Origin of the sequence: Roseateles asaccharophilus, assembly GCF_004362405.1 — a bacterium.
In the GTDB taxonomy this organism is placed as follows: domain Bacteria; phylum Pseudomonadota; class Gammaproteobacteria; order Burkholderiales; family Burkholderiaceae_C; genus Kinneretia; species Kinneretia asaccharophila.
Genome location: NZ_SNXE01000008.1, coordinates 226,763 through 241,596 on the forward strand (window position 1 = coordinate 226,763; position 14,834 = coordinate 241,596).

Consider the following 14,834-nt stretch of genomic DNA (forward strand, 5'->3'; position numbering starts at 1 on the left):
CCTGCTAGGACGAGCCTTCGGTGACACAGCGACACGACCCCTTCTTCGACGGCGCCTCCCCGCGCCCGGCCTCGCCGCCCAATCTCTATCTGGCGGCGCAGGGCGGGGGCGAAGCTGTGCCGCCCGTGGAGGTGGCGGAGCCGGCTGAAGACATTGGCGATCCCCTGCTGCAAGCCCTGGTCTGGCTGACCCAGCACCATGGCCGGGCCCGCTCGGCCGAGTCCCTGCGGGCGGGTCAGCCCAGCGAAGGGCCGCTCACCCCCGACCAGGCCCTGCGTCTGATGCGTGAGGCGGGCTACAACGCCGGCCTGGTGCGGCGCAATATCGACGATCTCAACCCCCTGCTGCTGCCCGCCGTGATGCTGCTCAAAGGGGGCGATGCCTGCGTGCTGGTGCGTCGGCTGCCGGCGGCCGAGGGCGAGGTCGGTCGACCGCGCTATGAGGTGGTGTTCCCCGGCAGCGAAGGCAATGTCTGCGTGGCCCAGGCCGAGGAGTTGGAGGCCGAGTTCAGCGGCTTTGTGCTCTTGGCCACCTTGCAGGAGAGTTCGGCCGCCTCCAGCCGCGCCGATCCGCTGCTGCGTGCGCCGGGTGAGCACTGGCTGTGGGGCACGCTCAAGCGCTTCATTCCCTACTACCGTGCGGCCATGGTGGCGGCCCTGCTGAGCAATGTGCTGATGCTGGTGTCGGGCATGGTCACCATGGTGATCTACGACAAGGTCATCCCTAATCTCAGCTTTGTCACGCTCTGGACCCTGGCCATAGGCGCGGCCTTGGCGCTGGGCTTTGATCTCCTGGCCCGTCAGCTGCGCTCCCATCTCATCGATCTGGCGGGGCGCAAGGCGGACCTCATCATCGGCTCCAAGCTCTTTCGCCAGACCCTGGGCCTGCGCATGGAGCATAGGCCCGCCTCGGCCGGCTCCTACGCCCACACCCTGGCCCAGATCGAGGTGGTGCGGGACTTCTTCACCTCGGCCAGCATGTCCGTGGTGTCCGATCTGCCCTTCATCATCGTCTTCGTGGCCATGACGTTCGTGGTAGGCGGGCCGCTGGGCTGGGTGCTGGTGCTGGCGATTCCCGTCATCATCGGCCTGACCCTGGCGATCCAAGGGCATATGCGCCGTGCCGTGCGGGCCAATATGGCCGAGACGGCCGATTTGCAAGGCACCCTGGTCGAGGCCATCGAGGGCCTGGAAGACCTCAAAACCTCGGGGGCCGAGGGCCGCTTTCTGCGCGCCTATGAGAACAGCATGGCCATGGCCGCCGCCGCGGCTCTGCGCACCCGCGACATGCACAGCTGGAGCAACAACCTCTCCATGACCATGCAGCAGGCCATCACCCTGGTGATGCTGGTCTGGGGCGTCTATCTGATCGAGGCGGGCGCCGTCACTGCGGGTGCCTTGATCGGTGCCGTGATGTTTGCCGGGCGCGCGATTGCGCCCCTGGGCAGCGTGGTCAGCCTGGCCGCCCGTTATCAGGGCGCGCGTGCGGCCCTGTTGGCCCTGGATGATCTGATGTCCAAGCCGACCGAGCGCGCCGCCGACCGCAACTATGTGCCTCTGAACCAGATCAAGGGCGCCATGGGCCTGCAGGACGTGGGCTTCGCCTATCCCATGGTGGGCGAGGGCACGGCGCCCAAGGTGCTCAAGGGCGTCACACTCAAGCTGCGTCCGGGCGAGCGCACCGCGGTGCTGGGGCGCATCGGCAGTGGGAAGTCCACCGTGCTGCGCCTGCTGGCGGGCCTGTACCAGCCCACCGAGGGCCTGGTGGATGTGGACGGCATCGATCTGCGCCAGGTGGACCCTGCCGAGTTTCGCGCCCGGGTGGGCTTTGTCTCCCAGGAGCCGCGCCTGTTCCACGGCACCCTGCGCGACAACGTGCTGATGGGCCGTGCCCATATCGACGCGGCCCGTCTGGTCGAGGTGGCCCGGCTGACCGGCCTGGAGCGGGTGATCGCGGGCCATCCCCTGGGTTGGGACCTGCCCGTGGGCGAGATGGGCAGCCTGCTGTCGGGGGGGCAGCGCCAGCTGGTGGCGCTGGCGCGCGCCCTGGTGACCCGCCCCAAGATTCTGCTGATGGACGAGCCCACCAGCTCCATGGACGCCCAGTCCGAGGTGGCCTTCCTGCGCCAGCTGCGCGACGCCGCGGGTGACTGCACCCTGGTGGTGGTGACCCACCGCCCGGCCGTGCTGGAGCTGGTCTCCCGCATCGTGGTCATGGATGCCGGCCGCCTGGTGATGGATGGCCCGCGCGACCAGGTGCTGGCCGCGCTTTCAGGCGTGCGCCCCGCGGCGCCGACGGCCACGCCCGAGGCGCCGGCCGCCTCCAATCTGCATATGCACCCGGCCGCCCAGCCGGTGCAGCGCTCGGCCTCGGTCTGAGGACATGGCAGCATGAGTGTGTCGCGCGACGACGGCCTGTTCTTGAGTGCAGTGGCGCGGGCCCAGGTGGACGAGCCCTTGCCCCGGGTGACTTGGGTGCTCTATCTGCTGCTTGCGGCCCTGGTCGTGGCCGTGGTCTGGGCCGCCCTGGCGCGCGTGGACCAGGTTACGCGCAGCGATGGACGCATCGTGCCGGAGGCCCGCGAGCAGGTGATTGCCAGCATGGAGATCGGCACGCTGCGCGAGTTGCTGGTGCGCGAAGGCCAGCAGGTGGAGCAGGGGCAGGATCTGGCGCGCCTCGATCCCACCCGCGTGGAGTCGGCGCAGAACGAAGGCGTGATCAAGCGGCTGGCCCTGATGGCGACGGTGGCCCGGCTCAGCGCCGAGGCCTCCGGGCGGCCTTTGCAGTTTCCAGATGCGCTGCGGGCCCAGCCAGGCATGATGCGGGCAGAGACCGAGGCCTTCGAGGCTCGCCGTCTCGTGCAGGACGAGGCCGTGGCGGCCCTGAATCGCAGCGCCGGCCTGGTGGGTAGGGAGTTGCGCATCGCACAGGACATGTCGGCCAAGGGCCTGATGTCTAACGTCGAGGTCATGCGGCTCAACCGCCAGATCAACGAATTGGAACAGCAGCGCAACGAGCGGGTGGCGCGCTTTCGCCAGGAAGCCGCCAGCGAGTTGGTGCGGGTCCAAGGTGAGTTGGCTCTGCTGGAGGAGCAAATGGTGGTGCGCCAGGACGCGCTGACGCGCACGGTGCTCAAGTCCCCCGTCAAGGGTCTGGTCAAGAACATTCGGGCCAACACGGTGGGTGGCGTGATCACGCCGGGTGCTGCCATCATGGAAATCGTGCCCCTGAGCGAGCGTGTGCTGGTCGAGGCGCGCGCGCGCTCCTCGGACGTGGGCTTCCTGCGTCTGGGACAGCGTGCCGTGGTCAAGCTGGCGGGCTATGACTACAACCTTTATGGCGGCCTGGAGGGCAAGGTCGAATACATCAGCCCGGACGCGCTGACCGAGGTGGACGGCAAGCCCGCGGCCGAGGGGCGCTACTACCGTGTGCTGGTGCGGGCCGAGAGCAATACCCTGCGCTACAAGGGCGAGGCCCTGCCGGTGATCCCGGGCATGACGGCTGCGGTGGAAATCAGGACGGGCGAACGCTCGGTGCTGAGCTATGTGTTCCGCCCTCTGCTCAAGGCGCAAGAGGCGATGCGCGAGCGCTGAGCCCTGCGGCCGGACCTCGGGACCAAGCTTGCGGAATTTGGGCCGGGGAGGGCAGGCTGTTCAGGCCTTTGTGAACGCCGGGCTGTGATGTAGTAACGCCCATCATGCAGAAGCTCTCCATCATCGTGTGCAAAAAGCCCTTGCTGGCTGCGCTGGCCCTGCTGCTGGCCCTGCCGGCATCGGCCCAGGGCAATGCGGGCAAGCGGCTGGCCAAGGCCCGGGCCGAAGCGCAGGCGCCCGCCGTCACCACCGGTGCTGCGGGCGGCAGCGGCACACGCTGCGGCGATGAGGGCAGCACGCCCTTGATGGCCTCGCTGGCCGAAGGGTCAGGTGTTGACCCCCGCATGCAGCTGCAGAGCCTGGTGCGGCAGGCCTTGCAGCGCAGCCAGTCGGTCGGTGCGGTGACCTTGCTGGCCCAGGCGGCCCGCGATGACTGGGAAGAGGCTCGCGCGGCCCGCCTGCCGGTGGTGAACCTGGGAGCCGGCCTGTCGCACATCGGCAGCAAGCAGGACGGCTTGCCCCTGAGTCAGGGCGCCCAAGGTCGGGCGAGCCTGAGCATGACGGCGCCGCTTTATGACGCCGGCCGAATTGAACAGCTGGCCGCCTGGCGCCGCCAGCTGGCCGAGGCGGCGCGCCTGGGCCTGATGAATATGGAGCAGCAGCTGGCCCTGCAGACCGTGTCCCTGGCCATGGATCGCAGCCGCTACCAGTTGCAGATCCAGGTCTACGGACAGTACGTGCGCAAGATGGCCTGTCTGGTCGAGGCCCTGGACAGCATCGTCAAGGCGGACAAGGGCCGTGCCAGTGAGCTGGTGCAAGCCGTCAAGAACCAGCAGCAGGCCGAGCTGGCGGTGGAACAGACCCAGAGCGCGCTGCGCCAGACCGAGATCCGCTTGCGTCGATTCGTGGGCGACGAGCTGCCCCCCAGTGCCAGCTTCGCGGCCCTGCTGACCCAGGTGCCGGAGCTGGCCCAAATGCAGTCGGATGTGCTGGAGGCCGCCGAAGTGGCCCAGCTGGAAGCCCAGGCCAAGGCGCAGAGCAGCTACGCCGCATCCGTGAAGGCGGCGCGCAAACCGCAGCTCAGCTGGCAGCTGGGCTCCAGCGCCACCACGGGGCAGAACCGTGGCGGCGACTGGGTGGCGGGCGTGACCCTCAATGTGCCGCTCTACAACCCGGGCATGGAGGCCAGCGTCTCGGCCGCGCAGAAGCGGGCCGAGGCCGCTCGTCTCCAGCGCGAGGACGCCATCGAGGCCCGTCGCTACCGCATGGCCGATATGCACGAGGCGGCCGTGTCCTCCTTCGACCGTGCCCGGCGCATCAGCGAGATCCTGCGCAATAGCGAAAGGGTGAGGTTGGCGACGCTGCAACAGTGGCAGCAGCTGGGCCGCCGATCGCTGTTTGACGTGATGGGCGCCGAGGCCGATTACTACTCCCTGCGGGTGGCTCATGTGAACGCCTTGTTCGATGGACAGCAGGCCGTGGCCTTGCTGTGGTCCATGGGGCGCGGTGTGTTGACGCCGCTGCAATGAGCCGGCGCAGCGCATGCAACTGTCCCTGGCATAGGCGGCTTTTCCCGGGGAAGGGCGCCGAGGCATGGGGTATCGTTCGCCCAGTTTCACAGCGCATCTAGCACCATGAGCCATAGCGTTACCGCCCCCGACGGCGTCTCGGTCCACCCCATGGCCCTGCTGGAAACGCCCCATGTGGGCGCCGGCAGCCGCATCTGGGCCTTTGCCCATGTGCTGCCGGGTGCGCGCATCGGCCGTGACGCGAACATCTGCGACCATGTCTTCATCGAGAACGATGTGGTGCTGGGCGACCGGGTCACGGTCAAGAGCGGGGTGCAGCTCTGGGACGGCGTGCGCATCGAGGACGACGTCTTCGTCGGCCCCAATGTCACCTTCTCCAACGATCCCTTCCCGCGCAGCAAGCAGCGCCCCGAGCGCTTTGTGCAGACCCGCGTGCGCGCGGGCGCCAGCATCGGGTCCGGCGCCACCATACGCCCCGGCGTGACCATTGGCCCGGGCGCCCTGGTCAGCGACGGCGCCGTGGTCACCCGCGATGTGCCGCCCAATGCCATCGTGGCGGGCAACCCGGCCTATATCACCGGCTATGCCGACACGCCCGAGGTACCCCTGCACGGCGCGGGCATCACCGCCAGCCAGGCGGGGCAGGGCGCCCAGGCCGTGCCCGAGCTGCATGTGCGGGGCGCCCGCCTGCACCGCATGCCCAAGATCGTGGACCTGCGCGGCGCCCTGTCCTTCGGCGAGACGGGGGCTCATCTGCCCTTCACGCCCGAGCGCTTCTTCATGGTCTATGACGTGCCCAGCCGCGAGGTGCGCGGCGAGCATGCGCACCGGGCCTGCCACCAGTTCCTGGTCTGCGTGAAAGGCTCGCTGGGCATCGTGCTGGACGACGGCGAACGCCGCGATCAGATCACGCTGGACAGCCCCCAGTTGGGCCTGCACATCCCGCCCATGGTCTGGGGCATCCAGTACCAGTTCTCGCCCGATGCGGTGCTGCTGGTGCTGGCCTCGCACCGCTACGAGGCCGAGGACTACATCCGCAACTACGACGATTTCCTGGCCGCCGTGCGCGCCGGCCAGCCCGGGAGCCCGGCATGAGCGCCACCCCTGCGACCACCCCCATCACCCTGCCGTTCCTGGACCTGCAGCCCATCTACCAGCGCTCCAAGCCCGAGATCGACGCCGCCCTGGCCCGCGTGGCCGGCAGCGGCTGGTTTCTGCTGGGCAAGGAGCTGAGCGCCTTCGAGAGCGCCTGGGCCGACTACTGCGGCGTGCCCCATGCCGCGGGCGTGGCCAATGGCTTGGATGCGCTGCACCTCGCCCTGCTGGCCCTGGGCGTGGGGCCGGGCGACGAGGTCATCGTGCCCTCCAACACCTATATCGCCACCTGGCTGGCGGTGAGCCAGTGCGGCGCGAGGCCGGTGCCGGTGGAGCCTGACCCGGCCACCTTCAATCTGGACCCGGCCCGGGTGGAAGCCGCCATCACGCCCGCCACCCGCGTGCTGCTGCCGGTGCATCTCTACGGCCAGCCGGCCGATATGGACGCCTTGATGGCCCTGGCCGCCCGCCACGGCCTCAAGGTGCTGGACGACTGCGCCCAGGCCCATGCTGCGCGCTACAAGGGGCGCCGTGTGGGCGGCCTGGCCGATGTCTCGGCCTGGAGCTTCTACCCCGGCAAGAACCTGGGTGCCATGGGCGACGGTGGCGGCGTGAGCACGGGCGACGCGGCCCTGATCGAGCGCATCAAGGTGCTGCGCAACTACGGATCGCGCATCAAGTATCACAACGAGATCAAGGGCTTCAACTCGCGCCTGGACGAGATCCAGGCCGCCGTGCTGAGCGCCAAGCTGCCGGCCCTGGACCCGGCCACCGAGGAGCGCCGCCAGATCGCCGCGCGCCTGCTGGAGGGCCTGGCCGGCCTGGACCTGCAACTGCCCCATGTGCCCGACTGGGCCGATCCGGCCTGGCATCTCTTCGTGGTGCGCCATGCCGACCGCGACGGCCTGCAGGCCCGTCTGGCCCAGCGCGGCATCGGCACCCTGATCCACTACCCGGTGGCGCCGCATCTGCAGCCGGCCTATGCCGAGCTGGGTTACGGACCGGGCGACTTCCCCATCGCCGAGGCCATCCACCGCGAGGTGCTGAGCCTGCCCCTGTGGCCGGGCATGAGCGAGGCCCAGGTGGAGCAGCTGATCGCGGCGGTGCGCGCCAGCGTCTGAGGTCGGCGGCCGGGGCGGGGCGCTGCTCGCCCGATGCGCCCTGCAGATTTGCGACACTGCGGCCATGCCGCAAGCCGCTCCTTCCCGCAGAAAAAAAGCTACCCCACCCGAGCTGCCGCCCCTGAGCGCCGAGGACCTCTGGTCCCTGGAACGGCTGGGGACGCCCTCGCTCTCGCCCGATGGTCGCCAGCTGGTCTGCAGCCTGAGCCGCGGCACGCTGGAGCGCCGCCACAACAGCCTCTGGCTGATGGACTGCAGCGGCGAGCGGGCGCCGCGTGCCCTGACCGTTTGCGGCGAGCGCGACGGCCAGCCCGCCTGGTCGCCCCGCGGCGATGCCATCGCCTTCCTCGCCCGGCGCGAGCAGCAGGGCGAGAAGGATGCGCGGCCCCAGCTCTACCTGATCGCGCCCGATGGCGGCGAGGCCCGGCGCCTGAGCGACTTCGGGCCCGGCATCGAGAGCTTCAGATGGCTGCCGGACGGCACGGGGCTGATCTTCAGTGCCTGGGTCTGGCCCGGCTTGCGCGGGGCCGCCGCGCAGCAGCGCGAGCACAAGCGCTGGACCGCGCGCAAGGAAACGGGCTACAGCACCGAGGAGGTGTTCTACCGCCACTGGGATCACAACATTCCCATGGGCCGGGTGCTGCACCTCTGGCATCTGGACATCGCCAGCGGCCGGCTGCGCGATCTCTTCGAGGGCACGGACCTGGAGCTGCCGCGCAGCAACGGCGGTGCGGGCGACTACGACATCAGCCCCGACGGCCGGCGCCTGGCCTTTGTTCACGACCCCGCCGAGGTTCAGCGCGGCGGCCAAGCCTGGGCCCTGAGTGAGATGGATCTGCGCAGCCGGCGCTGCCAGCCTCTGCTCAAGGACCCGGCCTGGGATGCCGCTGCGCCCTGCTACAGCCGGGACGGTCGCTCGCTGGCCTTCACCCTGGCCCATGTGGGTCAGAGCGACAAGGCCCTGGCCCGCCCGGCCCTGCTGCGCTTCGATGCCTACCACCGCTGCCTGGGCTGGCAGCTGCTGGGCGCCGAGGACTGGGATCTGGACACGGGTGCGCCACGCTGGGCCGAGGGCGACCGCGCCCTGCTGTTCACGGCCCAGCAGCGCGGGCGCTGCCACCTCTGGCGACTGGATCTGGTCTCGGGCGACTGCCGCGTGCTGCAGGCGGGCGGCTGGGTGCAGGGCTTCGATGTGGGCGGGCCGGATGGGGCGCAGCTCGTGAGCGCCAGCGACAGCGCCCAGCATCCGGTGCGTCTGCATGCGCTGCAGGCCGGCGAGGCGCCGCGGCGCCTGGAGCAATTCAACGATGAGCTGCTGGCCAAGCGCCGCCTGGGCGAGCTGCGCGAGGTCTGGTTCGAGGGCGCGCAGGGCGACGCGGTGCAGATGTGGCTGATCCTGCCGGTGGACTTCAGTCCGCGGCGCCGCCACCCCATCTTTCATGTGATCCACGGCGGCCCTTTCGCGGCCGCGGGCGATACCTTCAGCTACCGCTGGAACCCTCATGTGCTGGCCGCGCGCGGCCATGTGGTGGCCCAGGTGAATTACCACGGCTCCAGCGGCTTCGGCTTTGCCTTCCGCGACAGCATCATGGGACGCCAGGGTCAGTTGGAGAGTCAGGACATCGAGGCGGCCAGCGACTGGCTGCTGGCCCAGCCCTGGGCCGATGCGCGGCGGCTCTCGGCCACGGGTGGCAGCTACGGCGGCTTTCTGGTGGCCTGGCTCAATGGGCATGCAGCGCCCGGGCGCTACCGCAGCTATGTCTGCCATGCCGGGGTCTTTGACCGCATCGCCACCTTCAGCGCGGACTCCTATATGCAGCGCCCGCGCGATCTCAAGGCCCGCTACTGGGAGGACATGCCGCGCGTGCTGGCCCAGAGTCCGCATGCCTTCGCCCACGCCATGTGCACGCCCACCCTGGTGATCCACGGCGCCCAGGACTACCGCGTGCCGGATTGCAACGGCCTGGCCTACTACAACACGCTCAAGGCCCGCGGCGTGCCGGCCCGTTTGCTGTGGTTCCCGGACGAGAACCACTGGGTGCTGAAGCCGCGCAACTCGGTGCTCTGGTACCGCGAGTTTCTGGACTGGGTGCAGCGCTGGGAAGCGCCGGCCGCGCGTCGCCGCGGCTGAGTCGCCAGCCTCTCAGGTGCGCGGCGCCGGTCCGCGCGGCCGGGCCGGGTTGCCCAGCCAGAGCTCGCCGGCGGGCACGTCGCGCGTGACCACGCTGCCCGCGCCAATCATGGCGCCCGCGCCGATCTGCACGCCGCCCAGGATGGTGGCGTTGGCGCCTATGGAGGCACCGCGGCCGATGCGGGTGCGCTGGAAGGCCTCCGGGTATTGCTTGGAGCGCGGGTACTTGTCGTTCGTGAACGCGACGTTGGGGCCGATGAAGACATCGTCCTCCACGCTCAGCCCGTCCCAGAGCTGCACCCCGCTCTTGACCGTGACCCGGTCACCCAGCTCCACATCGTTTTCGATCAGGCACTGCGCATTGATATTGCAGTCGCGGCCTATGCGCGCACCGGCCAGCACCACGCAGAACTGCCAGACCGTGGTGCCCGGGCCGATCTGGGTGCTCTGCACATCGGACAGGGGATGGATGCGGGGCGGGGTTTCGTTCATGGCGGCAGCATAAAACAAGACGCCACGCTCAAGGCGAGGCGTCATCAAGCCTTGCGGCTATCGAGCGGTGCTGCGTCAGATCAGGGGCGTGCCCGACTTGTCATCGTCCTCGGGACGCTTGGCAATCAGCAGCGGGGGCAGCTGAACAGACGGGCCGGAGGCTGCGACGGTGACCGTGGCCGGTGGCTCCACATCATGCAGCACTTGTCCCGCCGGGGCCGCCAGCACCTCGTCGAGCGCGGGCGGCGTTGCCGCTGCCGGTGCCGCATCATCACGTGCAAACCAGACATCGGTCAGCGCATGGCTGCTGCCATCGGCCTTGCGGTACTCGGACACCAGACCCAGCAGGTTGCCGTTGTCGAGCTCGGTGCCCGCGGCGGCGTCGAGCTTGAATTCGACGATGCCCAGGTCCAGCAGGCTCTTGAGCTCGCCATCGTCGGTTTGCCCGTCACGGTCGGCGTCGACCCAGACCCTGAGGTCCTTGAAGCTGTGGTCGTTTGCATCCAGCTTGCCGTCCTGGTTGCTGTCCTCCTGACGCATGGCGGTGAAGCCATCGGCTCCCTGCTTGCCATCGGCCAGCAGCGTACCGGCACCGAAGAGTTCGCGGCCGTCGTTGATGACACCGTCGCCATTGCGATCCATGACCAGCAGACCGTCGTTGCCACCCACCCAGCCCCAACGATGTGTCTGTCCGTTGCCCAGGAGGTCGAAATTGACGCCCTCGGCAGCAGCCAGGGTGTTGATGCCATTGCCGTCCAGGTCCAGCACGATGGGTGTGGCCAGCCACAGTGCGTTGGACTGATCGGTGGTCATGGCGGTGAGCTGATCGGTCGTGAAGGCCAGGACCTGGCTCATGTTCATCTTCGCGATATCGCTCGTCTCCAGGCCGGGCAGCTGATCCGTGGTCAGGCTGCGGATATGGTCCGTGTTCAGTCCGGCGACCTGGGCCGTAGTCAGCGCCGTGATGTCATCCGACGAGAAGGCGCGCAGCTGCGAGGTGGACAGCGCGGCGATCTGCGTGGAGCTCAGCGCAGCGATCTGCGTGGTGCTGAAGGCCTGGATATCGTCGGTCTGCAGCGCCTTGACCTGGTCCGTGTTGAAGGCCGCCACCTGGGCCGTGGTCAGCACAGCGCTTTGGTCGGTGGTGAAGGCCTGGACCTGGGCGGTGGTGAGAGCACGTAGCGCACTGGTGTTGAGCGCGGACAGCACATCGGTGCTGATGTTGTCGACATCGGCCACATCGATGCCCACCACCTGAGCGCTGCTCATGGCAGCAATCTGCGTGGTGCTGAGGGCGGCAATCTGGTCGCTGGTGAAGGCTTTCAGATCATCGCTGCTGAGGCCTCGGAAGGCGTTTGCGGAGATGGCTGCGACATCGCTGGTCTCCAGTTGGCTGATCTGGGTGGTGTTCAGAGCCGCCAGCTGCATCGAGTTCAGCAGGGCCACCTGACTGGTGGTCAGGGCCTGCAGATCGTCGCTTTGCATGCCGCCCAGTTGCGTGGTCGTCAAAGCCTGAACCTGCAGATTCGTCAGCGCCTGGATCTGATCCGAGTTGAATGCCGCCAGCTGCGTGGTGTTGATTGAGCGGAAGGCAAACACATTCAGTGCTTGCAGATCATCGGTCTCCATGGCCGCGAACTGCTGGGTGGTCACCCCCGCAATTTGCGTGGAGGTCAGGGCCGCCACCTGATCCGTGTTGAAGGCCTTGAAGTCGTCCGAGCCCATGCCGGCGATCTGGGCGGAGTTGACGCCAGGCATTTGCGAGGGCTGCAGCGACAGCACCTGATCCGAGGTCAGGGCCGCGAACTGCGTCGTCGTCATGGCATTGATGACGTTGGTAGTCAGCGCGCGCAGATCGTCGCTTTCCAGCTTGCTCAGCTGGGTAGTGGTCATGCCGGCGATCTGGGTGGTTCCCAGGGCCCGGGCCTGATCGGTGCTCAGGGCGATGATCTGGTCGGTGGTCAGGGCCTTGATCTGATCGGAGTTCAGCGCACGGATCGCGCTGGTCGTGAGCGCCTCCACATCGTTGGTCGTCATGGCCGCCAGCTGGGTGGTGCCGATGGCGGCCACCTGGGCGGTGGTGAGTGCCTTGATCTGATCGGTGTTCAGGGCGTTCAGATCATCGCTGTTCAGGCCGTTGATCTGGGTGGTCGTCAGCGCACTCACCTGAGCGGTGCTCAGCGCCCCGATCTGGTCGGAGTTCAGCGCGGCCAGCTGGGTGGTGCTCAGACCGCGCAGGGCGGCGGTGTTGAGCGCTGCCACATCGTCGCTCTGCATGGCGGCGACCTGGGCCGTGGTGAGACCAGCCACCTGGGTGGTGGTCAGAGCCTTGGCCTGGTCGGTGCTCAGCGCCACGACCTGGTCGGTGGTGAGCGCCTTGACCTGGTCCGAGTTGAGCGCGCGGACGGCATTGGTGGACAGGGCCTCCACATCGTCCGTGGTCATCTTGGACAGCTGGGTGGTGCCGATGGCGGCCACTTGAGCGGTCGTCAGGGCCTTGACCTGGTCGGTGTTCAGGGCGTTGAGGTCATCGCTGTTCAGACCATTGATCTGGGTCGTGCTCAGGGCGGCCACCTGGGTCGTGGTCAAGGCGCCAATCTGGGCGGAGTTCAGCGCCGCCAGCTGGGTGGTGTTCAGGCCGCGCAGGGCCGCGGTATTGAGCGCATTGAGGTCGTCGCTCTGCATCGCGGCGACCTGGGTGGTGGTCAGACCGGCGATCTGGGTGGTGGTGAGGGCCTTGGCCTGGTCGGTGGTGAGGGCCACGACCTGGTCGGTGGTGAGGGCCTTGACCTGGTCGGAGTTCAGCGCACGGACGGCGGCCGTGGAGAGGGCCTCCACATCATCCGTGGTCATCTTGGACAGCTGGGTGGTGCCGATGGCCGCCACTTGAGCGGTCGTCAGGGCCTTGACCTGGTCGGTGTTCAGGGCATTGAGGCCATCGCTGCTCAGGTTGTTGATCTGCGCTGTGTTCAGGGCGATGACTTGCGCCGTGCTCAGAGCGCCCATCTGATCCGTGGTCAGGGCACGGACCTGATCGGTGCTCAATGCGCGGACCGCAGCGGTGGACAGCGCCGCGACGTCGTCCGTCGTCATCTTGGAGATCTGTGTGGTGCCGATGGCACTGGCCTGTGCCGAGCTCAGCACGGCCACCTGGGCGGTGCTCAGGGCATTGAGGTCATCGCTGTTGAGCCCGTTGATCTGAGTGGTCGTCAGCGCACTCACCTGAGCGGTGCTGAGCGCCCCGATCTGGTCGGAGTTGAGCGCGGCCAGCTGGGTGGTGCTCAGACCGCGCAGGGCCGCGGTGTTGAGCGCTGCCACATCGTCGCTCTGCATAGCGGCGACTTGGGCTGTGGTCAGGCCAGCCACCTGGGTGGTGGTCAGGGCCTTGGCCTGGTCGGTGCTCAGCGCAACGATCTGGTCGGTGGTGAGCGCCTTGACCTGGTCGGAGTTGAGCGCGCGCACGGCGTTGGTGGACAGGGCCTCCACATCGTCCGTGGTCATCTTGGACAGCTGGGTGGTGCCGATGGCGGCCACTTGAGCGGTGGTCAGGGCCTTGACCTGGTCGGTGTTCAGGGCGTTGAGGTCATCACTGTTCAGACCATTGATCTGGGTCGTGCTCAGAGCCGTGACCTGGGTCGTGGTCAGAGCGCCGATCTGGTCGGAGTTGAGGGCCGCCAGCTGGGTGGTGCTCAGACCGCGCAGGGCGGCGGTGTTGAGCGCGTTCAGGTCATCGCTCTGCATCGCTGCGACCTGGGCCGTGGTGAGACCGGCCACCTGGGTGGTGTTCATGGCACGAGCCTGCTCGGTGCTGAGGGCCACGATCTGGTCGGTGGTGAGGGCCTTGACCTGGTCGGAGTTGAGCGCACGCACGGCATTGGTGGACAGAGCCTCCACATCGTCCGTGGTCATCTTGGACAGCTGGCTGGTGCCGATGGCGGCCACTTGAGCCGTGGTCAGGGCCTTGACCTGGTCGGTGGTCAGGGCGTTGAGGTCGTCGCTGTTCAGACCATTGATCTGGGTCGTGCTCAGGGCCGTGACCTGGGTCGTGGTCAGGGCGGCAATCTGGTCGGAGTTGAGTGCCGCCAGCTGGGTGGTGCTCAGACCGCGCAGGGCGGCGGTGTTGAGCGCGTTGAGGTCATCGCTCTGCATCGCAGCGACCTGGGTGGTGGTCAGGCCGGCTACTTGGGTGGTGGTCAGGGCTTTGGCCTGGTCGGTGCTCAGGGCCACGACCTGGTCGGTGGTGAGCGCCTTGACCTGGTCCGAGTTGAGCGCGCGGACGGCATTGGTGGACAGGGCCTCCACATCGTCCGTGGTCATCTTGGACAGCTGGGTGGTACCGATGGCAGCCACTTGAGCGGTGGTCAGGGCCTTGACCTGGTCGGTGGTCAGGGCGTTGAGGTCATCACTGTTCAGGCCGTTGACCTGGGTCGTGGTCAGGTTCGCGACCTGGGTCGTCGTCAGGGCGCCGATCTGGTCGGAGTTCAGCGCGGCCAGCTGGGTGGTGCTCAGACCGCGCAGGGCGGCGGTGTTGAGCGCGTTGAGGTCATCGCTCTGCATCGCAGCGACCTGGGTGGTCGTCAGACCGGCGACTTGGGTGGTGGTCAGGGCCTTGGCCTGGTCGGTGCTCAGGGCCACGACCTGATCGGTGGTGAGCGCCTTGACCTGGTCGGAGTTCAGCGCACGCACGGCGTTGGTGGACAGCGCCTCCACATCGTCCGTGGTCATCTTGGACAACTGGGTGGTGCCGATGGCGGCCACTTGAGCCGTGGTCAGGGCCTTGACCTGGTCGGTGGTCAGGGCGTTGAGGTCATCACTGTTCAGGCCGTTGACCTGGGTCGTGGTCAGGTTCGCGACCTGGGTCGTCGTCAGGGCG

General features: G+C 68.1%; 8 protein-coding genes. 6 read left to right on the forward strand and 2 right to left on the reverse strand.

The window, feature by feature from the left end; genetic code table 11:
• Positions 1 to 20 precede the first annotated feature (20 nt).
• The 6 genes from DFR39_RS16410 (at position 21) to DFR39_RS16435 (ending at position 9,469) form a co-directional block, all read left to right on the forward strand.
• The gene (locus DFR39_RS16410; protein ID WP_246030874.1) at positions 21 to 2,378 is read left to right on the forward strand and encodes a type I secretion system permease/ATPase; all 2,358 of its coding nucleotides are present in this window, start codon (positions 21 to 23) and stop codon (positions 2,376 to 2,378) included.
• Positions 2,379 to 2,390: 12 nt separating this feature from the next.
• On the forward strand, positions 2,391 to 3,593 hold the full coding sequence (locus tag DFR39_RS16415) for an HlyD family type I secretion periplasmic adaptor subunit (protein WP_133604896.1): 1,203 nt from the start codon (positions 2,391 to 2,393) through the stop codon (positions 3,591 to 3,593).
• Between the two features lie 104 nt (positions 3,594 to 3,697).
• Positions 3,698 to 5,122, forward strand: a complete 1,425-nt coding sequence (locus DFR39_RS16420; protein WP_133604898.1) for a TolC family protein — start codon at positions 3,698 to 3,700, stop codon at positions 5,120 to 5,122.
• A 105-nt stretch (positions 5,123 to 5,227) separates the two neighbouring features.
• The gene (locus DFR39_RS16425; protein WP_133604900.1) at positions 5,228 to 6,217 is read left to right on the forward strand and encodes a WxcM-like domain-containing protein; all 990 of its coding nucleotides are present in this window, start codon (positions 5,228 to 5,230) and stop codon (positions 6,215 to 6,217) included.
• Positions 6,214 to 7,338: a DegT/DnrJ/EryC1/StrS family aminotransferase gene (locus tag DFR39_RS16430; RefSeq protein WP_133604902.1), complete on the forward strand. Its 1,125-nt coding sequence runs from the start codon at positions 6,214 to 6,216 to the stop codon at positions 7,336 to 7,338. Before DFR39_RS16425 ends, DFR39_RS16430 begins: the two co-directional genes overlap by 4 nt.
• A gap of 64 nt (positions 7,339 to 7,402) precedes the next feature.
• Positions 7,403 to 9,469: a dipeptidyl-peptidase 5 gene (locus DFR39_RS16435; RefSeq protein ID WP_133604904.1), complete on the forward strand. Its 2,067-nt coding sequence runs from the start codon at positions 7,403 to 7,405 to the stop codon at positions 9,467 to 9,469.
• Between the two features lie 12 nt (positions 9,470 to 9,481).
• On the opposite strand, the gene DFR39_RS20405 is transcribed toward DFR39_RS16435, so the two are convergent.
• Positions 9,482 to 9,961 (reverse strand): acyltransferase, encoded by a 480-nt coding sequence (locus DFR39_RS20405; RefSeq protein ID WP_133604905.1) that lies wholly within the window; start codon positions 9,959 to 9,961, stop codon positions 9,482 to 9,484.
• Positions 9,962 to 10,036: 75 nt separating this feature from the next.
• A partial coding sequence (locus DFR39_RS19890) for a beta strand repeat-containing protein (protein WP_162849561.1) occupies positions 10,037 to 14,834 on the reverse strand: 4,798 nt, incomplete at its 5' end.